18 protein-coding genes are annotated in these 23,951 nt (G+C 71.0%); 8 read left to right on the top strand and 10 right to left on the bottom strand.

What is annotated here, in order from left to right; all coding sequences use genetic code 11:
- Positions 1-19: 19 nt before the first annotated feature.
- The 4 genes from EHO50_RS23835 to EHO50_RS23820 all read right to left on the bottom strand — a co-directional run bounded on the left by EHO50_RS23835 (position 20) and on the right by EHO50_RS23820 (position 8,380).
- Positions 20-1,195, bottom strand: coding sequence for a serine/threonine-protein kinase (locus EHO50_RS23835; RefSeq protein ID WP_128433196.1), 1,176 nt, complete (start codon positions 1,193-1,195; stop codon positions 20-22).
- A gap of 94 nt (positions 1,196-1,289) precedes the next feature.
- Positions 1,290-3,101 (bottom strand): serine/threonine-protein kinase, encoded by a 1,812-nt coding sequence (locus EHO50_RS23830; protein WP_128433195.1) that lies wholly within the window; start codon positions 3,099-3,101, stop codon positions 1,290-1,292.
- A 171-nt stretch (positions 3,102-3,272) separates the two neighbouring features.
- On the bottom strand, positions 3,273-6,002 hold the full coding sequence (locus tag EHO50_RS23825) for a protein kinase (protein WP_128433194.1): 2,730 nt from the start codon (positions 6,000-6,002) through the stop codon (positions 3,273-3,275).
- Between the two features lie 185 nt (positions 6,003-6,187).
- Positions 6,188-8,380 carry a serine/threonine-protein kinase gene (locus EHO50_RS23820; protein WP_128433193.1) on the bottom strand — a complete coding sequence of 731 codons (2,193 nt, stop codon included), beginning with the start codon at positions 8,378-8,380 and terminating at the stop codon, positions 6,188-6,190.
- Positions 8,381-8,590: 210 nt separating this feature from the next.
- Here EHO50_RS23820 and EHO50_RS23815 point away from each other — a divergent pair, with 210 nt between their 5' ends.
- A complete protein-coding gene (locus EHO50_RS23815; protein ID WP_128433495.1) occupies positions 8,591-9,658 on the top strand; it encodes a serine hydrolase domain-containing protein in 1,068 nt (355 codons plus the stop codon).
- A 72-nt stretch (positions 9,659-9,730) separates the two neighbouring features.
- On the opposite strand, the gene EHO50_RS23810 is transcribed toward EHO50_RS23815, so the two are convergent.
- Positions 9,731-11,437 (bottom strand): glycerol-3-phosphate dehydrogenase/oxidase, encoded by a 1,707-nt coding sequence (locus EHO50_RS23810; protein WP_128433192.1) that lies wholly within the window; start codon positions 11,435-11,437, stop codon positions 9,731-9,733.
- A 262-nt stretch (positions 11,438-11,699) separates the two neighbouring features.
- On the opposite strand from EHO50_RS23810, the gene EHO50_RS23805 reads away from it, so the two are divergent.
- Positions 11,700-12,908 (top strand): nucleotide sugar dehydrogenase, encoded by a 1,209-nt coding sequence (locus EHO50_RS23805; RefSeq protein WP_128433191.1) that lies wholly within the window; start codon positions 11,700-11,702, stop codon positions 12,906-12,908.
- A gap of 152 nt (positions 12,909-13,060) precedes the next feature.
- The gene (locus EHO50_RS23800; RefSeq protein ID WP_128433190.1) at positions 13,061-13,555 is read left to right on the top strand and encodes a hypothetical protein; all 495 of its coding nucleotides are present in this window, start codon (positions 13,061-13,063) and stop codon (positions 13,553-13,555) included.
- A 78-nt stretch (positions 13,556-13,633) separates the two neighbouring features.
- Here the strand turns inward: EHO50_RS23800 and EHO50_RS23795 are convergent, their stop codons facing one another.
- The 4 genes from EHO50_RS23795 to EHO50_RS23780 form a co-directional block, all read right to left on the bottom strand.
- Positions 13,634-14,758: a GuaB3 family IMP dehydrogenase-related protein gene (locus EHO50_RS23795; protein WP_128433189.1), complete on the bottom strand. Its 1,125-nt coding sequence runs from the start codon at positions 14,756-14,758 to the stop codon at positions 13,634-13,636.
- 155 nt (positions 14,759-14,913) lie between these two features.
- Positions 14,914-16,416, bottom strand: coding sequence for an IMP dehydrogenase (guaB, locus tag EHO50_RS23790; RefSeq protein WP_128433188.1), 1,503 nt, complete (start codon positions 16,414-16,416; stop codon positions 14,914-14,916).
- Positions 16,417-16,581: 165 nt separating this feature from the next.
- Positions 16,582-17,169: a sigma-70 family RNA polymerase sigma factor gene (locus tag EHO50_RS23785; protein WP_128433187.1), complete on the bottom strand. Its 588-nt coding sequence runs from the start codon at positions 17,167-17,169 to the stop codon at positions 16,582-16,584.
- A 304-nt stretch (positions 17,170-17,473) separates the two neighbouring features.
- Positions 17,474-18,085 (bottom strand): response regulator transcription factor, encoded by a 612-nt coding sequence (locus tag EHO50_RS23780; protein WP_003948568.1) that lies wholly within the window; start codon positions 18,083-18,085, stop codon positions 17,474-17,476.
- Between the two features lie 380 nt (positions 18,086-18,465).
- Between EHO50_RS23780 and EHO50_RS23775 the strand changes: the two genes are divergently transcribed.
- Positions 18,466-18,795, top strand: a complete 330-nt coding sequence (locus tag EHO50_RS23775) for a WhiB family transcriptional regulator (RefSeq protein WP_128433186.1) — start codon at positions 18,466-18,468, stop codon at positions 18,793-18,795.
- A 67-nt stretch (positions 18,796-18,862) separates the two neighbouring features.
- On the opposite strand, the gene EHO50_RS23770 is transcribed toward EHO50_RS23775, so the two are convergent.
- Positions 18,863-19,774 (bottom strand): LysR family transcriptional regulator, encoded by a 912-nt coding sequence (locus EHO50_RS23770; protein WP_128433185.1) that lies wholly within the window; start codon positions 19,772-19,774, stop codon positions 18,863-18,865.
- 80 nt (positions 19,775-19,854) lie between these two features.
- Here EHO50_RS23770 and EHO50_RS23765 point away from each other — a divergent pair, with 80 nt between their 5' ends.
- The 4 genes from EHO50_RS23765 to EHO50_RS23750 all read left to right on the top strand — a co-directional run bounded on the left by EHO50_RS23765 (position 19,855) and on the right by EHO50_RS23750 (position 23,921).
- Entirely contained in the window at positions 19,855-20,523 is a 669-nt protein-coding gene (locus tag EHO50_RS23765) for an MOSC domain-containing protein (RefSeq protein WP_128433184.1), read from the top strand.
- A 230-nt stretch (positions 20,524-20,753) separates the two neighbouring features.
- Positions 20,754-22,205 carry a multicopper oxidase family protein gene (locus tag EHO50_RS23760; RefSeq protein ID WP_246101364.1) on the top strand — a complete coding sequence of 484 codons (1,452 nt, stop codon included), beginning with the start codon at positions 20,754-20,756 and terminating at the stop codon, positions 22,203-22,205.
- Positions 22,206-22,247: 42 nt separating this feature from the next.
- A complete protein-coding gene (locus EHO50_RS23755; protein ID WP_128433183.1) occupies positions 22,248-23,021 on the top strand; it encodes an SDR family NAD(P)-dependent oxidoreductase in 774 nt (257 codons plus the stop codon).
- Between the two features lie 207 nt (positions 23,022-23,228).
- The gene (locus EHO50_RS23750) at positions 23,229-23,921 is read left to right on the top strand and encodes an ester cyclase (RefSeq protein WP_128433182.1); all 693 of its coding nucleotides are present in this window, start codon (positions 23,229-23,231) and stop codon (positions 23,919-23,921) included.
- The last annotated feature ends 30 nt before the right edge of the window (positions 23,922-23,951 follow it).

Here is a 23,951-nt window from a genome sequence, read left to right as displayed (position 1 = left end):
GTCGCCACTTATCTCCCCTTTATTCGGAGTTGGTGGGGGACAGAGTCGGAGTGCCCGGTGAGGGAGACGTATTCGAGGAGGGAGACGTACTGGGCGAGGGAGACGTACTGGGCGAGGGAGACACACTGGCCCCACCGGACGAACCTGCCGTACCGGACGGCCTCACCGAGGCCTTGGGGGCCGAACTGGTCGGCACCACACCCCCGTCCCCGCCCCCGTTCGCCAGCAGCGCCGCCGCCGACACGCCCGCCACCGCCATCGCAGCGACCAGCATCGCGGTGGCCAGCACGCTGCGCGTGGAGTACCGGCGCTCCGCACCGCCGAACCGTTCCGGCACAGCCATGGCCACAGGCGCAGGCGCGAGCCCCGTCTCCAGGAACTCCCGCAGCATCCGCTCCGCCCCCGCCGCGTCCAACCGCAGCCCCGGATCCCGCTCCAGCAGCCCCTGTACGACGGGCAGGATCGGCCCCGCCTGCGCGGGCGGACGAATCTCGTCGGACACCACGGCGAGCACGATGCCGCTCAACGAGTCGCGCCGGAACGGTGATTCGCCGCTCAGCGCCGCGCACAGGAGCGCACCCACCGACCACAGGTCGGCCGCGGGACCGGTCCTGGCCCCGGACATCCGCTCGGGCGCGGTGTACTCCGGCGAGCCGACGAAGGACCCGGACTCGGTGAGCGTGGAAGTGCCCGGCACCTGGGCGATTCCGAAGTCGGTGAGGACGACACGGTCGGTGCCGTCCTCGATGAGCACGTTGGCCGGCGTGATGTCACGGTGCAGAACCCCGGCGGCGTGAGCCGTGCTCAGTGCGCTCAGCAGGTCGACGCCGATCCGGGCGGCCTCGAACGCGTCGACGGGCCCGTGCGCCGCGATGCGGTCGGCGAGGGAGTCCCCGTCGACCAACTCCATGACGATGTACGGGCGCTCGTCGTGCTCGAGGATGTCATGGACGACGATGACGTGCGGGTGGCTCAACTGCGCCACCGCCTGGGCCTCGCGCAGTGTGCGCTCGCGCTGCCGCCGGGCCTCGGCCGCGGAGAGCGTCTCGTCGAGGGGGAGCTCCTTGACGGCCACCTGCCGGCCGAGCAGTTGGTCGGTCGCCCGCCAAACGACGCCCATGCCGCCGCGACCGAGCGTCTCCTCAAGGCGGTAACGCCCCGCGATCACACGGAAATTGGCGCCCTCGGTCCCCATACGCCCCATCATGCCGCACCGGACTGATCGACTCCGGGGCGCCGATCAGCCAACTATGCAAAGCCGCAAAGCCTCCGCAACGCGGCAAAGAGCCTCAGGAGCCGCCCGGCTGCCAGCCCTTCAGCACCGCCGTGAACTGCTTGCGCGTGGCCGCCCAGTCCGTCTCGGGCGAGGACATGTAGATCGCGTACTCCGTGCCCTCCCGGTCGATGTACGCCTGGTCGATGGCGCGGCGCGGCCCGGGGAAGGGCGTGTCCTTGGCCAGCGCGTTCCAGGTGTACTCCCACAGGGAGCCGTCGCGGTCGCGGTAGAGGTTCTTCTTCAGCGACACGGTCGCGTAGTCGACCAGATGCCGCCTCACCTGGTCCTCCAGGTCGCGCTGGTGGTCGTAGGCGTTCGCGAAGTCGGGTGAGGTGTCGACGGCGATGCGGACGAAGTGCTCGCCACCGTCGGGCGAGTAGTCGACCTGCTGGAGGCCGTCCACCTCCTTGCCGACCACCTTCCGCTCCCAGCCCTTGGGCAGGTACAGGCTGAACCCGAAGGGGTCCTCGACCCGCTCCCAGTCGGCGGGCACGCCGCCCGCCGGGCGCCGGCCGTCCGTCGCCGAGGCACTCGGCGAAGGCGCGGACGATACGGACGTACCGCCATCGCGCTGCGGCCCCCACTGCTGCAGCACCACCGCGGTGCCCCCGCCGACGATCGCGGCGAGCACGACGAGAAGAGCGAGCGAGCGCAGCCGACGGCGAGGCCGGGTCGGCCCGACGGGCGCGGAGCCGGTGCCCGCGGTGCCGTACGGCGGGCCGCTCCTCGCCGGACCGTTCATCGGCGGATACGGCGTGCCCGTCGGGGTCTGACCGTTCATCGGCGGGTACGGCGTACCGGTCGGGGTCTGGCCAGTCATCGGCGGATACGGCGTGCCCGTCGGAGTCTGACCGGTCAACGGCGGATACGGCGTGCCGGTCGCCGCCACCGAGCTCGCACCCGCACCCGCGCCCGCACTCACGGCCGCCCCGCTGTCTGCGCCCCCCGTGCGCACCTCCGGCTCGTACCGCGTGTGCTGCGTCGGGACGTATGCCTGCGCCGTGCTCGGCCGTCGCCCCTCCGCCGCCTCGGCCAGCATCTGCTCAGCCTCGGCCGCGTCGGGCCGGGTGGCCGGATCCTTGCGCAGCAGGGCGGCGATCACGGGCCCGAGCGGGCCGGCGCGTTGCGGCTCGGCGGGCTCCTCGTCGACTACCGCCTGCATGGTGCTCAGCGGCGACGTGCGCCGGAACGGCGAGCGTCCCTCCACCGCCGTGTACAGCGTCGCGCCGAGAGCCCACAAGTCGGAGGAGGCGCCCGGGTCGTGGCCGCGGATGCGCTCGGGGGCGAGGTAGTCGACCGAGCCGACGACCTCGCCGGTGCGGGTGATGGTGGAGTCGCCCTCGATCTGGGCGATGCCGAAGTCGGTCAGCAGGACGCGGCCGTCCTCGGAGATCAGGACGTTGCCGGGCTTGACGTCGCGGTGCAGGACTCCGGCGGTGTGCGCGGCGCGCAGCGCCCGCAGCACCCACAGGCCGATACGGGCGGCCTCGGTCGGCTCGACACGTCCGCTCTCCTTGACCGCGTCGGCCAGCGAGTACCCCTCGACCAGCTCCATCACGATCCACGGCCGGCCGTCGTGCTCCAGCACGTCGTGCACGGTGACGACGGCGGAGTGGTTGATGCGCGCGGCGGCACGGGCCTCGGCGCGCGTGCGCACGAGCAGCCGCTCCAGGTCGCTCTCGTTGACGTAGAGCGCCGCGGTCAGCTCCTTGATGGCGACGGCCCGGTGCAGCACCTCATCATGCGCACGCCAGACACGGCCCATACCGCCGCTGCCGATCGCCTCGGCGAGCCGGTAGCGCCCCGAAACGAGCTGGCCCTGCATCTGATTCACGTTGCCCCGCAATGCTCTTGACAGGCTCAGATTAGGGACCGGCCGAGGGGACGGGAACCGCGGGGGTGCCAAGGAGACCGCACTGTGATGGTTGTCGCTTTCGGGAACGCGACTCAACCCTCACGCAGGGTCGACAGGCGGATTCAGCGGGTGACCCGGCCTTCAGCCGGTGGCCTGATAGGTCGCCGACGCCTGCTCGAACAGCCGCGTCACCTCGTCCCGCTCGGCCTCCGGGCCGCGCAACTGCACCACGTGGTACCGCCCGCCGATCAGGATCGCGACGTTCCGCACGAACAGCTCACGCCCCTGGTCGTCGGTCCAGGTGAACTGCCCCTCGGCCATCGTCCGGTCGCCGACCCGGATGGTCTTCAGCCCGCCGGAGGAGGCCCAGCTGGAGTCCCGGTACGGCTGCAACTCACGCTCGTGCTCCCGCTGGTAGACCATGGGATCACTGCCGTACTCGTCCGCGGTGTCCCGGCCCGGTACGACGATGAGGTCGAACTCGCCGTGCGAGTACACGACCTGCCCGCGCCCGTTCTCCGGTGTGCGGTTCCAGCCGTTGGCCACGGCGATCCGGAAGCCGGCCGCGTCCTTGCGCAGGGTGAAACCGTCGGGGACTTCGGGGCCGTTGGTCTGTGCCTCGGTGGAACCGGCCGACTCCGAGGGGCTGTTGCCGGACTCCGGGGAGGTCTGGTCGGGCCGCGGCTCACTGCTCGCGTCGGCCGACTGCTCGGGCGCCGCCTGAGTGGCCCCGCTCGCGGCTCCGGTGCGATCGGCGTCGGCCGTACCGCCGTTGCCGTTGCCGCTGTCGGCCTTCGGCATGAACAGCATGGCGTACGCGATCGCCGCGGCCATGCCCAGCATCACGAGCAGCAGCAACGTACGCCCGAGCCGGCGCGGTGACGCCGTCTCCTGCTTGGCCCGCTTGTGTCGCCCGTGATGCGCGGGCAGCCCGGCCCGCCGTCGGCGCACCAGCTCGCCCCGGCGCCGCACGATCGGCAGCCGGTTGGGGTCGACCGGCGGAGCGGCGACGACATGCGCGCCGGCCTCCGGCTCGGGCGCGGACCGCACCAGCGAGCGCAGCCAGCCCCGCAGCTCCTCGAAGTCGAGGCGCTCGGTGGGGTCCTGACGCAGCAGCGACTCCACGACCGGCCTGAGCGGCCCGCACTCCTCGGCGTAGGCGGGCGGCTCCGCGCACACCATCTGCACCAGCTCGGCCGTCGACTCCTCCGGATACGGCGCATGCCCCTGAACGGCCCGGAAGAGCAGCGCCCCCAACGCCCACAGGTCGGTCGCGGGCCCGATCGGCGCGGCGAGCTGCCAGTTCTCATGCACGGGCCCGGCCTGCTCCGGCGCCCACCGCTCGGTCACGGGCCCCACCACAGCCATCCGAGCCTGCCGGGCCCGCTCCGCGCCGAGCGCGGTGGTGGGTCCACGGCGAGCGGGGGCGCCGGCTACCAAGTCGCCCCAACGGGTCGGCGGATGAGGGGAGTTGACGGAGGGCGGTGAGGTGGGGCCGGCCGCGGTGGAGGGGCCACCGGGGGCGGGGATGCCCAGGGCAGGGATGCTTGTGGTGCCGCTGAAGTCGGGAGCGGGAATGCCGCCGGCAGGGAACCCGTCGACGCCCGGTGCGGGCGCGCGACCGTCGTCGGCCGCCGGTGCGCCCTCGGCCCCGCTTCGGGGCGTGGCGCCGTACCAGGGCGTGGTCTGCGCGCCGTACGGGTCGGCAATCCGGCCGGGCGGCGTGGTGCTGCCGTTGCCGTCGGGGTACGGCTGCTGCGTCGAGCCGTTGACTTGGGCGGCGGGGCCGCCTTCGGGCGTCTGGCGGGCGCCGGGCAGTGCGGCCCGCCCGTTCTGCTGCGACTCCTGCACCCGGGCGGCGGCACGGGCTCCCGCCCGATACGCGGCGATCGCTCCGGCCCGCGCGGCCCTGATGTCCCCACCGGTTTCGAAGCCGCCGCGCGATGCCGCACCGGAAACCCCTGTCCCGTCACCGGCGTCACCCCCGGGCGCCGACAGCCCCTCGGCCACCCGCGCCTCGATCGCGGCACGCCGAGCAGCCTCGGGATCCGCACCACCGGCACCGGCACCACCGACGCCGGGCGCCCCCGCGCCGCTCGCCGCACCGTCTCGGGGAACCGGCAATCCCCCGGCCGCCCGCGCCTCTATCGCGGCACGTCGGGCAGCCTCGGGATCCACGCCACCAGGGCCGGGCCCGCCACCGAACGCCGCAGTCCCGCCGCCCCCACTCCCGTCACCGTCCTCGACCGGCACCGGGTCATACCCGCACAGCGCCTCCTCCGCGGCCCCGACCGCGAGCCCGGTCAGCATCACCCGGCCGTCGTCGCAGACGAGCACGGTACGGGCGGTGATGTTCCGGTGGACCCAGCCATGCGCGTGCAGCACCCGCAGCGCCATGAGGACGTCGGAGGCGACTTCGGCCGCCCGATACGGCGTCAGCGGTTGCTCGGCCAGCAACGCCGCCAACGGACGCGCGGCCACGAACTCGCTCACTATCCACAGCGAACCGCCCTCGGCGAACACGTCGAAGACCTGGTCCAGCCGAGGATGGTCGGGGATCCGCGCCGCGGCCTGCGCCGCCTCGACCGCCCGCCGGACGGCGGGATCGCTGGGCCGGCGCGCACTCGACCGCGTCGAGGTCCGGCGCCCCGCCCCACGCTCCCGCGTATCCCGGGCGGTGAACCCGTCGGGCAGACCCTCGGCGTCGAGCACCTCCGCCTCGACGACCTCCGGCAACGGCACCTGCCGGACGAGGACTTCCTGTCCGCTGTAGGTGTCGAAGGCCCGGGTCTCGGTGAGCTCGTACTCGTCGGAGGGCGGCAGCGGCAGGCGGTAGCGGTCGGCGAGCACCCGACCCGCGTAGTCGTCCACGTTGCCTCCCCCGGCCGCCCGGTTGGTCAATTCCGCTCGCCTTGCGTCCCGTTCCGGACGCACGACTGGATGCGTACGGTCCGCAAGCATTCACGATACGTGCCGGAGGCAACCCGCAAAGAGGGGTTGCTGTATCTCACCGCTCAACCCTGCCCGCCGCGGCCCCGAACCGAGAGCCGCTCACGTCACGACTTCCGCTCGAACGTGTTCGTCAGCGTCCGCCATGTCTCCTTGCGGAGGTTGCCGTCCCAATTACCGGCTTTCGCGGTGTACATCAGCGCATATCCGAGATGGTCGTTCACGACGAAGCCACGGTCGATCGTCCGGTACTTCGTCCCGCCCTCGGCATAGGTGAACTCCCAGTCGGCCGTGTTCCAGCCGCGGTAGTCCACCGCCTCTATGCGGATCCTCTTGTACTGCGAGCGCACCATGCCCCGCTCCTGGTTCTTCCAGTCCGCCACCGGGTCGTCCTTCGGCGTGGACGTCCAGGCGACGAGCAGCTTCTGCCCGTCGGGCCCGGTGAACCGGTCCCCGGCCGACCCCGTGGACTGGAACTTCCACCCCTTGGGCAGCCCGATCGAGTACCCCTGGCCCCCCTTGTGGGTCGACGCGGCCCCGCTGTCGCTCCCGGATCCCGCCTCGGCACCGCTCCCGCCGGTCGCGCTCGTCCCGGCGCTCGGCGTACTCCCGGTCTCCTTGCCGGATCCCGTCCCCGCACCGGAGTCGGCGGACGCGGTCGCCTCACCGTCCGTACGGGTGCTGTCCTTCTCGTCCTGCTTGGTGTCGGCACTCGCGCTGGCGGAGGCTTTGGCCTTGCCCCCGCTCGCGGACGCCTTGGACCCGTCGCCGTCCCCGTCGAGCACGAAGGCCAGCACCACTCCGATCACGGCCAGCACCACGACCACCGCGATGATCACCAGCGTCCGCTTCGGCACCACATCGGTCAGCGGCGCCCTCGGCACGGGCCGCGGCGGCAGATCCGGCGGCGGCACCACGGGCCACCCCGAACTCCGGCCGCCGCCACTCTGCCCGTTCGCGGTCCGAGCATCCCGCTCACCGGCACCGGAACCGGCCTTGTCACCGACACCAGTGTTGGTACCAGCGTTGGTATCGGCGCCGACGTCAGCCCCGACAGCAGAGCCGGCCGCCGCTGCGTCCTTGCCCCCGGAAGTCCGGCCCGAACTCCCTGCCGCCGCCGACGACGACGCCCCGGCCGCGCCCGCTCCCGCGGACGAACCCCCGGCCGCGCCGCCACCGGACCCCGAGGCAGCCTTCTCACTCCCGGACTTGCCACGCGCCGCAGCCGCCGACCCAGCCGCGCCGGCACTCACCGCGGCCTTCCGCACGGAACGCAGCGCCCCGCGCAACCGCTCCCCGGCCTCCTCGCCCCGCTTGCCCCCAGACCCGGACCCGGCACCCGAACGGCCCTTGTCCGCAGGCGCGTCCGGCTGCGGCGGCAACGGCACGACCCTCGTCGCGTCCAGCGCCGGCTCCGGCTCGTCCTTGGGCTCGGGCGCGTGGATGACGGCGTTGAGCATCGCCCGCGCACCGGCGTCGTCGAGCCTCTTGGCGGGGTCCTTGGTGAGCAGGCCGTAGATGACGTCCTTCAACGGCCCCGCGTTCTTCGGCTCCTCCAGCGGCTCGGTCATCACCGCCGTGAGAGTCGCGATCGCGGAGCCCTTGTCGTACGGCGGCACGCCCTCGACCGACGCGTACAACAGCCCGCCCAGCGACCACAGGTCGGCCGCCGGGCCCGGCTTGTGGCCGCGGGCCCGTTCCGGGGAGATGTAGGAGGGCGCGCCGACGAGCATGCCGGTCGAGGTGATGGACGGGTCGCCCTCGACCTGGGCGATGCCGAAGTCGGTGAGCACGACGCGGTCGGTGTCGGACTCCAGCAGGACGTTGGACGGCTTGACGTCCCGGTGCAGGATGCCCTCGCGGTGCGCGGACCGCAGCACGTCGAGGATCGCCAGGCCCACCTCGGCCGCCCGCTTCGGCTCGAGCAGGCCGTCCTCGCGGATGACCTCGGCGAGCGACTTGCCCTCGACGAGTTCCATCACGATCCACGGCCGGTCGTCCTCTTCGACCACGTCGAACACCGTCACCGCACTGTTGTTGCGGATCCGGGCGATCGCCTTGGCCTCACGCAACGTGCGTGTGATCAGCCGCCGCTTCTCCTCCTCGTCGATGTTCGACGGGAACCGCAGCTCCTTGACGGCGACCGTCCGCCCCAGGGTCTCGTCCTCGGCTCGCCACACCGTGCCCATGCCGCCCCGGCCGAGCACATCGCCCAGCCGGTACCGCCCCGCGAGGAGACGCTCGCGGTTGTCCTGACGAGTGTCCTGACGAGATGTCCCCGCCCGCTCCGCCTCCGACATGCGTCCCCTCATACAACCCGCCCTGACAGAGGCTCCATTGTCTCTCACCCGACAAGTGCCCAACGCCCAGGGTGCCCGTCACATCGCCACGCCACCACACGGCCCGCACCTCCCGGCCACGGCGGACCCGAGCCCAGCTGAATCGAACATTCCGCCGCCCGGCATGATGAGCCGCGACAAGGAAAGGAACCCCGCATGGCGCGACCGACGATGCCGCCGTTTCGGACACTACTGGGCATTCCTGTGTCCCTGGCCCTCCTCGGTCTGGTGTCCGTTGCGCTCCTCGGTCTGGCTCCCATCGCCTCCTCGGCGCCCCCGGTATGGGCGACCGGCGCCCTCCTTCCATTGCTCGTCACCGAGGGCAAGGCCCCCGCCACGGCCCTGCTGGCCCATGAGGAGACCGGCACCCGCTACGCCCAGACCGGTCCGGGCATCGCCCCCACCGACCATTTCCGCGCCGGCAGCGTCACCAAGACCTTCATCGCGACGGTCGTCCTTCAACTGGCCGGCGAGCGACGGCTGTCCCTGTCCGACACGGTGGAGCGGCATCTGCCTGGTCTGGTGCGCGGGGCGGGCAACGACGGTCGCGCGCTGACCCTTCGTTCCCTGCTGACCCACACCAGCGGCCTGTACGACTTCACCGCCGAGACCGGGGGCACCGTCCCCGTCACGCCGCTTCAGGCCGTACGCATCGCACTCACCCACCCCCCTGCCGACCGCGGCAGCTTCTCCTACTCGAACACCAACTACGTCCTGCTCGGCCTGGTCATCGAGCACGTCACCGGCCGCTCCTACGCCACCGAGGCCGAGCGACGCATCGTCGCTCCGCTGGGTCTGACCGGCACCTCCTTCCCTGGATCCCGCACCTCTCTTCCCTCCCCGCACGGCCGCGCCTACGCCACCGACGGGACCGACGTCACCGAGCTCGACCCGCGGGTGGCCGGCGCCGCGGGCGAGCTGGTGACCACGCTCGCCGACCTCGACCGCTTCTACGCCGCACTGCTCGGCGGCCGGCTGCTGCCCCCGCGCCGGCTGCGCGAGATGCTCGACACCCGTGCCGCACATGGCTCGTACGGCATGGGGCTCTTTCCCGTGAAACTGCCGTGCGGCACCGTCGTATGGGGGCACAACGGGCGCATCTCCGGCAGCTACGTGCGCTCCGCGGCCACCGTCGGCGGTCGTCGCGTCCTCACATTCCGGGTGAACACGACGGCGATCGCAGATCCCGGTCTCGAACCCCGGCTGCTCGCCGCCGAGTTCTGCCCTCGCACCTGGTAGAACGGCCGAGGTTCGAGCAGAGATCCCAGCTCCAGCCACCCGTTCGAGTGACGTTCTGTCGCATACGGTGCACTACAACGGCACGATGTCCGGCGCCCCCAATCGCGCCGCGTCCGCCGTCAGGTCGTCCGGCTGCCGCTGCGACTCCCGCTCGGCCTCCACCCGCTTCTGGTAGTGCTCGATCTCGCGGTCGATATGGTCCTTGTCCCAGCCCAGCACCGGCGCCATCAGTTCGGCGGCCTCGCGCGCGCACCGCGACCCGCGGTCGAACGTCTCGATCGAGATGCGGGTCCGCCGCGTCAGCACGTCATCCAGATGCCGCGCCCCCTCGTGCGAGGCGGCGTAGACGATCTCGGCGCGCAGATAGTCGTCGGCGGACTGCAGGGGTTCACCGAGGGTGGGATTGGCGGCGATGAGTTCGAGCACCTCCTCCGCCAGCGATCCGTACCGGTTCAACAGGTGCTCCACCCGCACCACATGAAGCCCCGTCCGCGCCGCGATCCGCGCCCGCGCGTTCCACAGCGCCCGGTATCCCTCGGCGCCCAGCAGCGGAATGTCCTCCGTCACGCACTCGGCGACCCGCATGTCGAGACCGTGCACGGCAGCGTCCACCGCATCCTTGGCCATCACCCGGTACGTCGTGTACTTGCCGCCGGCCACGACGACCAGCCCGGGCACGGGGTGCGCCACGGTGTGCTCGCGCGACAGCTTGCTGGTGGCGTCCGACTCGCCGGCGAGCAGGGGCCGCAGTCCGGCGTACACGCCCTCCACGTCGTCCCGGGTCAGCGGCACCGCGAGCACCGAGTTCACGTGTTCCAGCAGGTAGTCGATGTCCGCGCTGGATGCGGCCGGGTGGGCCTTGTCGAGGTCCCAGTCGGTGTCGGTGGTGCCGACGATCCAGTGCCGGCCCCAGGGGATGACGAACAGCACGGACTTCTCCGTGCGCAGGATCAGCCCGGTCGAGGAGTGGATGCGGTCCTTGGGTACGACCAGATGGATGCCCTTGGAGGCGCGTACGTGGAACTGTCCGCGCTCCCCCACCATCGACTGGGTGTCGTCGGTCCACACACCGGTCGCGTTGACGATCTGCTTGGCGCGGATCTCGTACTCCCCGCCCGCCTCGACGTCCTGCACCCGGGCCCCGACGACGCGCTCGCCCTCACGCAGAAACCCGGTCACGCGCGCGCGGTTGGCGGTCTTGGCGCCGTAGGCCGCCGCCGTGCGCACCAGGGTGGCCACATAGCGGGCGTCGTCCATCTGGGCGTCGTAGTACTGCAGCGCCCCGACCAGCGCGTCCTTCTTCAGAGCGGGGGCGACGCGTAGGGCGTGACGGCGGCTCAGGTGGCGGTGCAGGGGCAGGCCGCGCCCGTGGCCGCGGGCCATCGACATGACGTCATAGAGCGCGACGCCCGAACCGGCGTACAGGCGCTCCCATCCCTTGTGCTGCAGTGGGTACAGGAAGGGCACCGGCTTCACCAGATGCGGGGCGAGCCTCTCCAGCAGCAGGCCCCGCTCCTTCAAGGCCTCCCGGACGAGCACGAAGTCGAGCATCTCCAGATAGCGCAGGCCGCCGTGGATCAGTTTGCTGGACCTGCTCGATGTGCCCGATGCCCAGTCACGTGCCTCGACCAGGCCGGTGGACAGTCCGCGAGTGGCCGCGTCCAGGGCGGTGCCCGCGCCCACGACGCCGCCGCCCACGACCAGTAGGTCCAGCTCGCGCTCGGCCATTGATGCCAGTGACTCGGCGCGCTCCGCCGGCCCCAGTGTCGCTGTCCTCACCGCTGCCTCCCGCTCATCGGTCGCGTAGGCCGCACCCGTCGGGCGAAGCCCGCTTCGTACCCCCCATGCCCAAATTCTGACCGGGTTGCCCGACTTCAGCCACCACGCGCCCCCAGCCTGTGGACAACACTCACGGAAACGCCAACGTCCAATCCCGCAAATCGGTCATATTTACTCCTAGTCTGACATTGCGCTCCCTCGTCCTGTCCACAGGGCTTGCGCACCCGCACCGCTTCGGTTATTGGGAAGGACGGCCCACGCCATGCCCGCAGATCTCGCCGTCATCGGACTCGGCTTGTACGGCCTGCCCCTGGCCCAGGCCGCCGTCGCCGCCGGCATCCCCACGCTCGGTTACCGGACCGGGCCGGAGCCCGGCTCCCTCAGCCCAGCCGAGTTGCGCCGGATGCTCGCGGGGGGCTTCCGGCATGCCACCAGCCCCGCCGAGCTCGGCCGCGTGCGCACCGCCGTCATCTGCGCGCCCACCCCGCGCGGAGCGGACGGCGGGCTCGATCTGAGCCAGGTGGAGGCGGCCGCCCGCACCCTGGCCGGACGACTGCGCCCGCACACCACCGTGATCCTGGAGTCGCCCGTCCCCCCGGGCACCACCGAGAACGTTCTGCGCCCGCTCCTCGAAGAGGGCTCGGGGCTGCGCGCCGGCCGCGATTTCCACCTGGCCTACTCCCCCAGCCGCGTCGACCCCGGCAACCGCGACTTCACTCCCGCCAACACCCCCAAGGTGATCGGCGGCCTCACCCCCGCCTGCACCGAGTCGGCCGCGGCCTTCTACGGTCGGCTCACCGACAAGGTGGTACGCGCGCGTGGACCGCGCGAGGCGGAGACCGTGCAGGTGCTGGAGACCAACTTCCGGCACGTCAACATCGCCCTCGTCAACGAAATGGCCGTCCTCTGCCACGACTTGGGCGTCGACCTGTGGGACGTCATCCGCTGCGCGGAGACCAAGCCCTTCGGCTTCCAGGCCTTCCGCCCCGGCCCCGGCGTCGGCGGACACGCAGTCCCGCAGGAGCTGACCGCCCCCGCGGGCCGCACCCTGCGGATGGTCGAACTGGCCCAGCAGGTCAACAGCCAGATGCCCCGTTACGTCGTCCAGCGTTCCGCCACCCTCCTCAATGAGCACGGCAAGTCCGCGCGCGGCGCCCGCATCCTCCTCCTCGGCGTCACCTACAAGCCCGATGTCGCCGACCAGCAGGCCACGCCCGCCCAGGAGCTCGCGATCCGGCTGATGGAACTGGGCGCGTCCGTGAGCTACCACGACCCGCACGTCGCGTCCTGGAACGTCCTGGACCGCCCGGTGCCGCGCGCGGACTCCCTCTACGATGCCGCCGCCGACGCCGACCTGACGATCCTGCTCCAGCAGCACCGCACCTACGACCTCCAGGGCCTGTCGGTGAAGGCCCAGCTCCTGCTGGACACCCGGGGGGCGACACCCATGGGGGCGGCCCACCGGCTCTGACCACGACAGCCACCGGCCACCCCGCGAATTCACTGGCGAAGCGGGGCGGTCGGCCTGTTACTCTTCGGCGTCTCGTCGCACAGTCGTGCGCAGTCACACCGCTCATTCAAGGTCCCGCAGGGGACCGACAGTCCCGTGGGGGGATTCCTGTCATGACCCAGTCAGTGCCGCCGTCTCAGCCCACCGACGGCAACCCGTTCGCCCAGCAGCCGGACGCCGTGCCCCCGGCCCCGCCCGCGCCCGCGCGCAACAACATCGCCCTCGGCATCGTCGCCGCCGTCGTCGCGGCCCTGGTCACCGCCGGTATCTACGGCGGCATCGTCGGCGCCACCGAGTACGAGATCGGCTACGCCGCGGTCGGCGTCGGCTTCGTCATCGGACTCGCCGCCGGCAAGATCGGCGGCGCCAACCCGGCACTGCCCGTGGTGAGCGCGATCCTCTCCCTGGGCGCCGTCTACCTCGGCCAGCTCATCGGCTTCGCGGCGATCGGCGCCGACGAGCTCGGCGTCTCCCTGACCACGGTCCTCACCGACCACTTCGACGTGGTGACCAAGGTCTGGAGCGAGGAAGCGGACGCTCTGACCTTCGTCTTCCTCGGCATCGGCGCGTTCGCCGCGTTCTCCGGCGCCAAGAAGGCCGCGGCCTGAGCCGTCCCGCACGCATGCGAAGGGGCCCGGAACACCTCTCGGTGGTCCGGGCCCCTTTCGTTCGGGCCGGGCGCGGCGTCAGCGCTGGTGCTGCGAGTCCGCCACCGTCACCTCGACGCGCTGGAACTCCTTGAGCTCGCTGTAGCCGGTGGTGGCCATGGCGCGGCGCAGGGCGCCGAAGAAGTTCATCGAGCCGTCCGGGGTGTGGGACGGGCCCGTCAGAACCTCCTCGATGGTGCCGACCGTGCCGAGGTCGACCTTCTTGCCGCGCGGCAGCTCCTCGTTGACGGCCTCCATGCCCCAGTGGTGGCCCTTGCCCGGCGCGTCGGTCGCGCGCGCGAGCGGGGAGCCCATCATGACCGCGTCGGCGCCACAGGCGATTGCCTTGGGCAGGTCGCCGGACCAGCCGACGCCGCCGTCCGCGATCACGTGCACATACCGGCCGCCGGACTCGTCCATGTAGTCACGGCGGGCCGCCGCCACGTCCGCGACCGCCGTCGCCATCGGCACCCGGATGCCCAGGACGTTGCGCGTGGTGTGCGCGGCGCCGCCGCCGAAGCCGACCAGGACGCCCGCCGCGCCGGTGCGCATCAGGTGCAGGGCCGCGGTGTAGGTGGCGCAGCCGCCGACGATCACCGGGACGTCGAGCTCGTAGATGAACTGCTTCAGGTTCAGCGGCTCGGCCGCACCGGAGACGTGCTCCGCCGAGACCGTCGTACCGCGGATGACGAAGATGTCCACGCCCGCGTCGACGACCGCCTTGGAGAACTGGGCGGTGCGCTGCGGGGAGAGCGCGGCGGCGGTGACCACGCCCGAGTCGCGCACCTCCTTGATGCGCTGCCCGATCAGCTCCTCCTTGATGGGGGCGGCGTAGATCTCCTGCAGGCGGCGCGTGGCGGCCTCCGTGGGCAGCCCGGCGATCTCGTCGAGCAGCGGCTGCGGATCCTCGTACCGCGTCCACAGGCCCTCGAGGTTCAGCACGCCGAGGCCGCCGAGCTCTCCGATGCGGATCGCGGTGGCCGGGGAGACGACCGAGTCCATGGGGGCGGCCAGGAAGGGCAGCTCGAAGCGGTAGGCGTCGATCTGCCAGGCGATCGAGACCTCCTTCGGGTCCCGCGTACGGCGGCTCGGGACGACGGCGATGTCGTCGAAGGCGTACGCCCTGCGGCCGCGCTTGCCGCGCCCGATCTCGATCTCAGTCACGTCTGTGGCCTTTCCCTGATGCGTTTCAGCGTCTTCCAGTATCGCCGACGGGTACGACAAGGGCGGCCCCGGTGCTTCCCGGGGCCGCCCTTGGTGTGCTTCACGCGCGCGTACGGCGACGAACTCCCCACGCGCGCGGGGACGTCAGCTACGGCTCACTTGCGGCTGTAGTTCGGCGCCTCGACCGTCATCTGGATGTCGTGCGGGTGCGACTCCTTCAGGCCCGCCGAGGTGATCCGCACGAAGCGGCCCTTGGACTCCATCTCCTCGATGGTGGCCGCGCCCACGTAGCCCATGGTCTGGCGCAGGCCGCCGACGAGCTGGTGCAGGACGTTGGCCAGCGGGCCGCGGTAGGGCACCTGGCCCTCGACGCCCTCGGGCACGAGCTTGTCGTCGGAGGAGACCTCACCCTGGAAGTAGCGGTCCTTCGAGTACGACTTGGCCTGGCCGCGGGACTGCATGGCGCCCAGCGAGCCCATGCCGCGGTACGACTTGAACTGCTTGCCGTTGATGAACAGCAGCTCGCCCGGGGACTCCTCGCAGCCCGCGAGCAGGCTGCCCAGCATGACGGTGTCGGCGCCGGCGGCGAGGGCCTTGCCGATGTCGCCGGAGTACTGCAGGCCGCCGTCGCCGATCAGCGGGATGCCCGCGGGGCGGGCGGCGAGGGAGGCCTCGTAGATGGCGGTGACCTGCGGGACGCCGATGCCGGCGACCACTCGGGTCGTACAGATGGAGCCGGGGCCCACACCCACCTTGATGCCGTCTACACCGGCGTCGATGAGGGCCTGCGCGCCGTCGCGCGTGGCGACGTTTCCGCCGATCACGTCGACGGAGACGCTGGACTTGATCTTCGCCATCCAGCTGAGGGCATTGCTGTTGTGGCCGTGCGAGGTGTCGACGACCAGGAAGTCCACACCGGCCTCGGCGAGCGCCTGGGCGCGCTCCAGGGCCTCGGGGCTGGCGCCCACGGCGGCACCGACGAGCAGACGGCCCTCGGAGTCCTTGGCGGCGTTCGGGTACTTCTCCGCCTTGACGAAGTCCTTGACGGTGATGAGTCCCTTGAGGACACCCGCCTCGTCGACCAGGGGAAGCTTCTCGATCTTGTGGCGGCGCAGCAGCTCCATCGCGTCGCTGCCGGAGATGCCGACCTTGCCGGTGACCAGCGGCATCGGGGTCATGACCTCGCGCACCTGACGGCTGCGGTCGGTCTCGAAGGCCATGTCGCGGTTGGTGACGATGCCGAGCAGCTTGCCGGCCGGGTCGGTGACGGGCACGCCGCTGATGCGGAACTTGGCGCACAGGGCGTCCGCCTCGGCGAGCGTGGCCTCCGGGTGCACCGTGATCGGGTCGGTGACCATCCCGGACTCGGACCGCTTCACCAGGTCGACCTGGTTGACCTGGTCCTCGACGGAGAGGTTGCGGTGCAGTACGCCGACGCCGCCCAGACGGGCCATCGCGATCGCCATGCGCGACTCGGTGACCTTGTCCATGGCGGCGGACAGGAGGGGGATGTTCACCCGGACATTGCGGGAGATGCGGGACGAGGTGTCGACCGCGTTGGGGAGCACTTCCGATGCACCCGGCAGCAGCAGCACGTCGTCGTAGGTCAGCCCGAGTGTCGCGAATTTACCGGGCACTCCGTCGACGTTGGCAGTCATGACACCTTCCCCAAATGGCCTTGATCGGTGCGGATGTCCATGCTAACGGGAAGCACGGCCAGCAAATTCCACGGTTCTGTATGGCTCCGGGCTTCGTATGTTCGTACGGAATCGAAGAGGAGCCTGTTCATTTGGGGGCGCACTCAAGGGAGTACACGGCGAGCTCTACTGCTCGGCCAGCGCTCGCAGCCTGCTCAGCGCCCTGTGCTGGGCCACCCGGACCGCTCCGGGTGACATTCCCAACATCTGACCCGTCTCTTCCGCGGTCAACCCCACCGCGATCCTCAGCAGCAACAGCTCCCGCTGGTTCTCGGGCAGGTTGGCCAGCAGTTTCTTGGCCCACTCGGCGTCGCTGCTCAGCAGCGCCCGCTCCTCCGGGCCCAGGGAGTCGTCCGGGCGTTCCGGCATCTCGTCGGACGGAACGGCCGTCGAGCCGGGGTGACGCATCGCCGCCCGCTGCAGGTCAGCCACCTTGTGCGCGGCGATGGCGAAGACGAACGCCTCGAAGGGGCGCCCGGTGTCCTTGTAACGCGGCAGCGCGAGGAGGACCGCGACGCAGACCTCCTGAGCGAGGTCCTCGACGAAGTGGCGGGCATCGCCCGGAAGGCGGGACAGCCTGGTGCGGCAGTAGCGCAGGGCCAAGGGGTGGACGTGCGCGAGCAGATCGTGCGTGGCCTGCTCGTCCCCGTCCACGGCGCGATGGACGAGTGCACCGATCGCCCCTTGGGCATAAGCCGCCTCGTCGTCGCGCATCGGTCCATGGTGCCTTGCGGCCGTACGGTCCGCGGCATCACGCCCGATGTTGTGCACTGAAGCGTTATGAGCAGGTGCGCCGGCACTCATCCCCTGCGCCCTCCCCTTCCGCTCGACCGACTCGTCCCCGAGAGACTCCACATCTCAAGGATGCGGCATCCGCGCCGAAACGAGCAGCGGGCACCCGGCAGGCCGCTTTGCCACCACCGCTCACCTTGCGGTACACGCGCGGAATCGCGCTGTGAAAAGCAGCCCCGCCCGCCACGCGGCAGGCGGGGATCCCGGTGCCCCCGCTGAGGCTCACCTACCGGACCAGGCCCCACCGGAAGCCGAGCGCCACGGCGTGCGCCCGGTCCGAGGCGCCGAGCTTCTTGAACAGGCGTCGGGCGTGCGTCTTGACGGTGTCCTCGGAGAGGAACAGCTCGCGGCCGATCTCGGCGTTGGAGCGGCCGTGGCTCATGCCCTCGAGGACCTGGATCTCGCGCGCGGTGAGCGTCGGTGCGGCGCCCATCTCGGCGGAGCGCAGCCGACGCGGGGCGAGCCGCCAGGTGGGGTCGGCCAGAGCCTGCGTGACGGTGGCGCGCAGCTCCGCGCGCGAGGCGTCCTTGTGCAGATAGCCGCGGGCACCGGCGGCGACCGCGAGGGCCACGCCGTCCAGGTCCTCGGCGACGGTGAGCATGATGATGCGCGCACCGGGGTCGGCGGACAGCAGCCGCCGTACGGTCTCGACGCCGCCCAGACCGGGCATGCGTACGTCCATCAGAATCAGGTCCGAGCGGTCGGCGCCCCAGCGGCGGAGGACTTCCTCGCCGTTGGCCGCCGTCGTCACGCGCTCGACGCCGGGCACGGTCGCGACCGCACGGCGAAGCGCCTCTCGGGCAAGCGGGGAGTCGTCGCAGACGAGGACGGATGTCATGGCCGCCCTCCGCAGCTGATGCACGTCACCTTGAGCCTCCAGGCTGGTACGAAATCGTCACCTGTGCGGTCGACCGTCTCGGACGCCTGCCCGAGCGCTTGTTCCTTCAACCGCCTCGCCCTCTCAACGACGGTCACTCGAAAGAGTTACGGGGCCATATGCCGTCTTCGGCACTCTACGTGAGGGGGCGGACACGGGGCAGACATGCACGACGGACCCTCAATGTTTCATCACAACCCATGCCCCATTCAGCCCTTTTTCTTCCCATTTGTTGGCGCCTGAGGCTAGATTCGCAATGAGTCATATTTTCATCTCCTTAGATCGTAGATGTACGGTCGTGGACACCGTATCCGCCCAGAACGGCTACAAGGGGTCACGCAATGGCAGATTTCTCCCGCCTTCCCGGACCGAACGCGGACCTGTGGGACTGGCAGCTGCTGGCTGCCTGTCGCGGGGTGGACAGCTCGCTCTTCTTTCATCCGGAGGGTGAGCGCGGTGCGGCCCGGAGTGCACGCGAGAACTCGGCCAAGGAGGTCTGCATGAGGTGCCCGGTGCGCGCGCAGTGCGCGGCGCACGCGCTGGCCGTGCGCGAACCGTACGGCGTGTGGGGCGGCTTGACCGAGGACGAGCGTGAGGAGCTCATGGGGCGGGCGCGCAACCGGCTGGTCTCGGCGTCGACGACCAGCGGAGAGGCCGGCCCGCACAACTGAAGGAACGTTTCTTCAAGAAGGGCACGCGCACGCGTGCCCTTGTTTTTTCGCTGCGCCCTTGCCTTCGCTAGCGGGCGGCGGCCCGCGTCAGCTGCTCGAGCGTCGCCGCCACCGCCGGCACCTGCGCGAGGTCGGGCAGGGTGAGGGCGACGATCTCCCGCCGCACCGCCGGCTCCAGTGTCACCATGCGTGCGCCCCGCGGTCGTACGGACTCGACGGCGAGCTGGGGCAGGACGGCCACGCCGAGGCCGGCGCCCACGAGGCCGACGACCGCCGGATAGTCGTCGGTGGCGAAGTCGATGCGGGGCGTGAAGCCCGCGCTCTCGCAGACCTCGATCAACTGCCCCCGGCAACGCGGGCATCCGGCGATCCACGGCTCGGCCGCGAGTTCCCCGATGGCGACCGACCCCGAGGGTGCGGTGCGCGCGAGCCGATGCCGTTCGGGTACGAGGGCGACGAGACGGTCCGTCAGCAGCGGGCGTACGACGAGGTCGTCCCACTCCCCTTCCGGGGCGCCCGCGGCACCCTCGTACCGGAAGGCGAGGGCCACGTCGCAGTCGCCCTCGCGCAGCATCTCGACCGACTGCGGCGGCTCGGCCTCCTCCAGGGAGACACGGGTGCCGGGATGTGCGGCGCGCAGAGCGGCGAGGGCGGTGGGGACGAGGGTGGAGCTGCCGCTGGGGAAGGACACGAGGCGTACGCGCCCGGCCCGCAGCCCGGCGATGGCGGCGACCTCCTCCTCGGCGGCGGTGAGTCCCGCCAGGATCCCGGCGGCGTGCCGCACCAGCGCCGCACCGGCCTGGGTCAGCCGCATCTCGCGCCCGGTGCGGACCAGCAGGGGTGTGCCGACGGACGCTTCCAGGGCCTTCATCTGCTGGCTGACGGCGGGCTGGGTGCAGCCCAGTTCGCGCCCCGCCGCGGAGAAGGAACCGGTGGCGGCGACGGCGCGCAGCACACGGAGATGACGAGCCTCGATCACCTGTCGAGCATAAGCGAGCCTTGGACATGGTGCCGAATAATGCATGGACGCTTTGGCTCATGGTCGCCTACCGTGCCGGCATGAAGCTTCTGTCTGTGAACCTGGGCCGTAGGAAGCACGTGTCGTACACGGATCACCCGGAGGGCGTGACCGGGATCGACAAGCGGCCGGTGGAGGGGCCGGTGCGGGTGGCGGCGCCAGGGCCCAAGGGGATCGGGGCCAGCGGGGTGGCCGGGGACGAGGTGTGCAGCATGCGCCACCACGGCGGCGACGACCAGGCCGTGTACGCGGTGGCGCGCGAGGACCTCGACGACTGGGAGCGCGAGCTGGGGCGGTCGCTGGCCAACGGCGGGTTCGGCGAGAACCTCACGACTTTTGGCCTGGACGTGTCAGGCGCGCTGATAGGTGAGCGCTGGCGGATCGGGTCCGAGGTGGTGCTGGAGGTGACGTCCGGCCGGATTCCCTGCGCCACCTTCCAGGCCCATGTGGGTGAGAAGCAGTGGGTGAAGCGGTTCACGGCGAAGGCTGCGCCGGGCGCGTATCTGCGAGTGATCGAGCCGGGCGAGGTCCGGGCGGGCGACGCGATCGAGGTCGTCCACCGCCCGGATCATGACGTGACGGTGGCGCTGCAGTTCCGGGCGGTCACGACGGAGCGGAAGCTGCTGCCGCGGCTGCTGGCGGCGGGTCAGGCGCTGCATCCGGAGTCGCTGGCAGCCGCTCGGAAGTACGTGTCGCAGCACGGGGCCTGACGGTACGTCGGCCAGCGGCCTGCGATGGCGGTCGCCCAGGCGCGGCACGGCTCCTAGGGGGAAACCCCGGACGAGCGGCGGGGGTTGACTCGGGGTGGTCCAAGGGACGACCCGGATGTTCGGCGGGCGGCCGACGAGGACGCTCGAAGCATGTCTCGCTTCAAGCGCGTCCTCATCGTTCTGGGCTCCGTCATCACGGTCCTCGTGCTGGCGGTCGGCGGCCTGTTCGCATGGCTGTGGACCGGCGCCGACGTCAGCACGGTCGGCAAGGCGTCGTTCGACAACGCGCTGGCGATACCGCCGCTGGCCGAGTCGTCCGTCGACAAGGACGGCACCCGCGTCTTCGACCTGCGCATGCGCGCGGGCGAAACGGAGTTCGAGGCCGGCCGGAAGACCCCACCTGGGGCTTCAACGGCTCTTATCTCGGCCCGACGCTCCGTGCGGCGCGCGGTGAGAAGGTCCGCGTGCGCATAGCGAACGGGCTCGACGAGGCGTCCAGCGTGCACTGGCACGGCATGCACCTGCCCGCGCGGATGGACGGCGGCCCGCACCAGATGATCGACCCCGGCGGCACCTGGACTCCCCGGTGGAGCGTGGACCAGCCCGCCGCGACGCTCTGGTACCACCCGCACCCGCACGGCGCGACCGAACAGCACGTGCGCAAAGGGCTGGCCGGCATGTTCATCCTCGACGACGAGCGGTCCACCAAGCTCGCCCTGCCGAAGCGGTACGGCGTCGACGACCTGCCCGTCATCGTGCAGGACGTGCGCTTCGACGGCGCGAAACTCGACGGCGGCCGCAAGATCATGCAGAACGTGGGCTTCCTCGGCGACCGGACGATGGTGAACGGCACGCTGCATCCCTACCGGGAGGTCGACGACGAGCTGATACGGCTGCGGCTGCTCAACGCCTCGACGGCACGCACCTACGCCTTCGGGTTCCCGGACGACCGTGCCTTCTCACTCATAGCGACGGACGGAGGTCTGCTGGAGCGGCCCGAGTCCATGGACCGCCTCCAGCTGTCGCCGGGTGAGCGAGCCGAGATCGTCGTACGGATGCGGGCGGGTGAGCGCGTGATGCTGCGCAGCTTTCCGCAGGACAACTACGGGGACAGCTGGCAGCGGAGGTTCGGTGGGGGCGACGACTCCTTCGACGTGCTGGAGCTGCGGGCGGCCGAAGAGCTGCGGCCCTCGCCCGGGATACCCACCGCGCTGGGCGAGTTGGAGACACCCGACGGCACGGATGCGGTGCGGGGCCGGCACTTCGACCTGAAGCGGTCCGGTATCAACAAGCGGTCGATGGACATGGGCCGTGTCGACGAGACGGTCACGCGCGGGACGACGGAGGTGTGGACGGTCCGCAACAGCAACGGCATGCCGCACAACTTCCATGTGCACGACGTGCAGTTCCGGGTGCTGGAGGTGAACGGTGAGGCGCCGTCGGCGGCGCTGCGCGGGCCGAAGGACACGGTGTTCCTGCCGAACGGGACGACCATGAAGCTGGCGCTGCGCTTCACCGGGCCGGCGGATCCGGACACGCCGTACATGTACCACTGCCATCTGCTGTTCCACGAGGACGAGGGGATGATGGGCCAGTTCGTGGTCGTGGAGAAGGGACAGCGGGCGCAAGCCCCGTCGGGGACACGCGGGACACCCGGTCACTCGGGGCACAAGCACGGCTGACAACGAGCGGAAGCGCACGGTCCGGGTCACTAATCTTGCGCCATGACAACGGCATTGATTACGGGATCGACCGCGGGCATCGGCGCCGCGTTCGCGCGGCGGCTGGCGGCCGACGGGCATGACCTCGTCCTGGTGGCCCGGGACACCAAGCGGCTGCGGGAGCAGGCGACCGAACTGCACGACCGGCACGGCATCGAGGCGGAGGTGCTGACGGCCGACCTGGCGCAGGACAGCGGCATCGAGGCCGTCGCCGCCCGCCTCGGCGACCGCAGGAACCCCGTCGACCTGCTGATCAACAACGCCGGCTTCGGCAACAAGGGCCGCTATCTCGACGTCTCCATGGCAGACGAGCTGATGATGCTCAAGGTGCACTGCGAGGCGGTGCTGCGGCTGACCTCGGCGGCATCGGCGGCGATGCGGGAGCGGGGGCGCGGGGGTGTCGTCAACGTCGCGTCGGTCGCGGCCTTCGTGCCGCGCGGGACGTACGGCGCGTCCAAGGCGTGGGTCGTGCAGTTCACGCAGGGAGCGGCGCGGGATCTGGCCGGGAGCGGGGTGCGGCTGATGGCGCTGTGCCCGGGGTTCGTGCGGACGGAGTTCCATCAGCGGGCGGGGATGGGGACGGACAACATTCCGGGGTGGATGTGGCTGGACGCGGACAAGGTGGCGGCTGCGGCGTTGGATGATCTGGCGCGGGGGAAGTCCCTGTCGATTCCGGATCCTCGGTACAAGGTGCTGATGGGCGCGACGAAGCTGGTGCCTCGGGGGTTGCTCGGGGGGATCAGTTCGAAGACGGGGCGGAAGTACGGGCCGCAGTAGGCGCAGGCTGGTCCGCCGGGCGTCGGCGCAGGAAGCCGACGTTCAGCGGGACGGTGCCGGGCGCGACGCGGATCAGGGCGGGAAGGACCGTCGGCGGCTCAGGCGCCGCATGGCGTCGTGACGCCGTCGCCGACAGGCACAGCGCCCCTCCGGCGGGGAGAATGGTGCTGTCCAGCCGCACCCAGGGGGCCGGGAGGCGATGACGTCATGACCTTCGTACAGCTCATCGACTGCAGGACCAGCCGCTTCGACGAGATGAACCGGCTGATGGACAGGTGGGTCGAGCAGACCAAGGGCAAGCGGACGGCGACGCACGACATCATCGGGAAGGACAGGGCGGACTCGGCGCACTTCATCGAGATCGTGGAGTTTCCGTCGTACGAAGAGGCGATGCGGAACTCGAACCTGCCCGAGACCGATCGGATCTTCCAGGAGATGGTCGCGCTCTGTGACGAGACGCCGACGTTCACCGATCTCGACGTCGTACGGAACGAGCAGCTGAACGTCCTGGCAGCGCGGGCCTTCTTCGAGGCCATGGGGAAGATGGCGCCGGAGGGCATCGGTGAGCACCTCACGGACGACTATGTGGATCACGATCCGTCGTATCCGCAACCCGTGCAGGGCATCGACGGGGTGCGTGAGCAGTACGCCGGCTGGCGTGCCGCCTTCGACTTCACGTTCCGGATCGACGACCAGCTGGCTCAGGACGACCAGGTGTGCACCCGGTGGACATGGGTCGCGCGGCACAAAGGTGAGTTCCTGGGGATTCCGGCGACCGGGCAGGACGTGGCCATGCAGGGCATGACCTGGCAGCGGTTCCGGGAGGGCAGGATCTGCGAGAGCCACTGGCTCTACGACCGGGCGGGGCTGCTGGAGCAGTTGGGGGTACTCGGTCAGTGACCCGGCCGCGAGAAGGCCGGTGAATCGCCC

Origin of the sequence: Streptomyces cyaneus (assembly GCF_004028635.1) — a bacterium.
Classification (GTDB): Bacteria; Actinomycetota; Actinomycetes; order Streptomycetales; family Streptomycetaceae; genus Streptomyces; species Streptomyces cyaneus.
Note: the sequence above shows the minus strand (reverse complement) of the source record. Positions and strands in the feature narration are given on the sequence as shown.

Excerpts from the sequence above, each read along its gene's own strand:
- EHO50_RS23835 (WP_128433196.1), bottom strand. The coding sequence starts at position 1,195 with ATGGGGACCGAGGGCGCCAATTTCCGTGTGATCGCGGGGCGTTACCGC.
- EHO50_RS23820 (WP_128433193.1), bottom strand. The coding sequence starts at position 8,380 with ATGTCGGAGGCGGAGCGGGCGGGGACATCTCGTCAGGACACTCGTCAG.
- EHO50_RS23815 (WP_128433495.1), top strand. The coding sequence starts at position 8,591 with ATGCCGCCGTTTCGGACACTACTGGGCATTCCTGTGTCCCTGGCCCTC.
- EHO50_RS23750 (WP_128433182.1), top strand. The coding sequence starts at position 23,229 with ATGACCTTCGTACAGCTCATCGACTGCAGGACCAGCCGCTTCGACGAG.
- EHO50_RS23765 (WP_128433184.1), top strand. The coding sequence starts at position 19,855 with ATGAAGCTTCTGTCTGTGAACCTGGGCCGTAGGAAGCACGTGTCGTAC.
- EHO50_RS23800 (WP_128433190.1), top strand. The coding sequence starts at position 13,061 with ATGACCCAGTCAGTGCCGCCGTCTCAGCCCACCGACGGCAACCCGTTC.
- guaB (WP_128433188.1), bottom strand. The coding sequence starts at position 16,416 with ATGACTGCCAACGTCGACGGAGTGCCCGGTAAATTCGCGACACTCGGG.
- EHO50_RS23775 (WP_128433186.1), top strand. The coding sequence starts at position 18,466 with ATGGCAGATTTCTCCCGCCTTCCCGGACCGAACGCGGACCTGTGGGAC.
- EHO50_RS23805 (WP_128433191.1), top strand. The coding sequence starts at position 11,700 with ATGCCCGCAGATCTCGCCGTCATCGGACTCGGCTTGTACGGCCTGCCC.
- EHO50_RS23760 (WP_246101364.1), top strand. The coding sequence starts at position 20,754 with ATGGCTGTGGACCGGCGCCGACGTCAGCACGGTCGGCAAGGCGTCGTT.
- EHO50_RS23755 (WP_128433183.1), top strand. The coding sequence starts at position 22,248 with ATGACAACGGCATTGATTACGGGATCGACCGCGGGCATCGGCGCCGCG.
- EHO50_RS23830 (WP_128433195.1), bottom strand. The coding sequence starts at position 3,101 with ATGCAGGGCCAGCTCGTTTCGGGGCGCTACCGGCTCGCCGAGGCGATC.
- EHO50_RS23780 (WP_003948568.1), bottom strand. The coding sequence starts at position 18,085 with ATGACATCCGTCCTCGTCTGCGACGACTCCCCGCTTGCCCGAGAGGCG.
- EHO50_RS23785 (WP_128433187.1), bottom strand. The coding sequence starts at position 17,169 with ATGCGCGACGACGAGGCGGCTTATGCCCAAGGGGCGATCGGTGCACTC.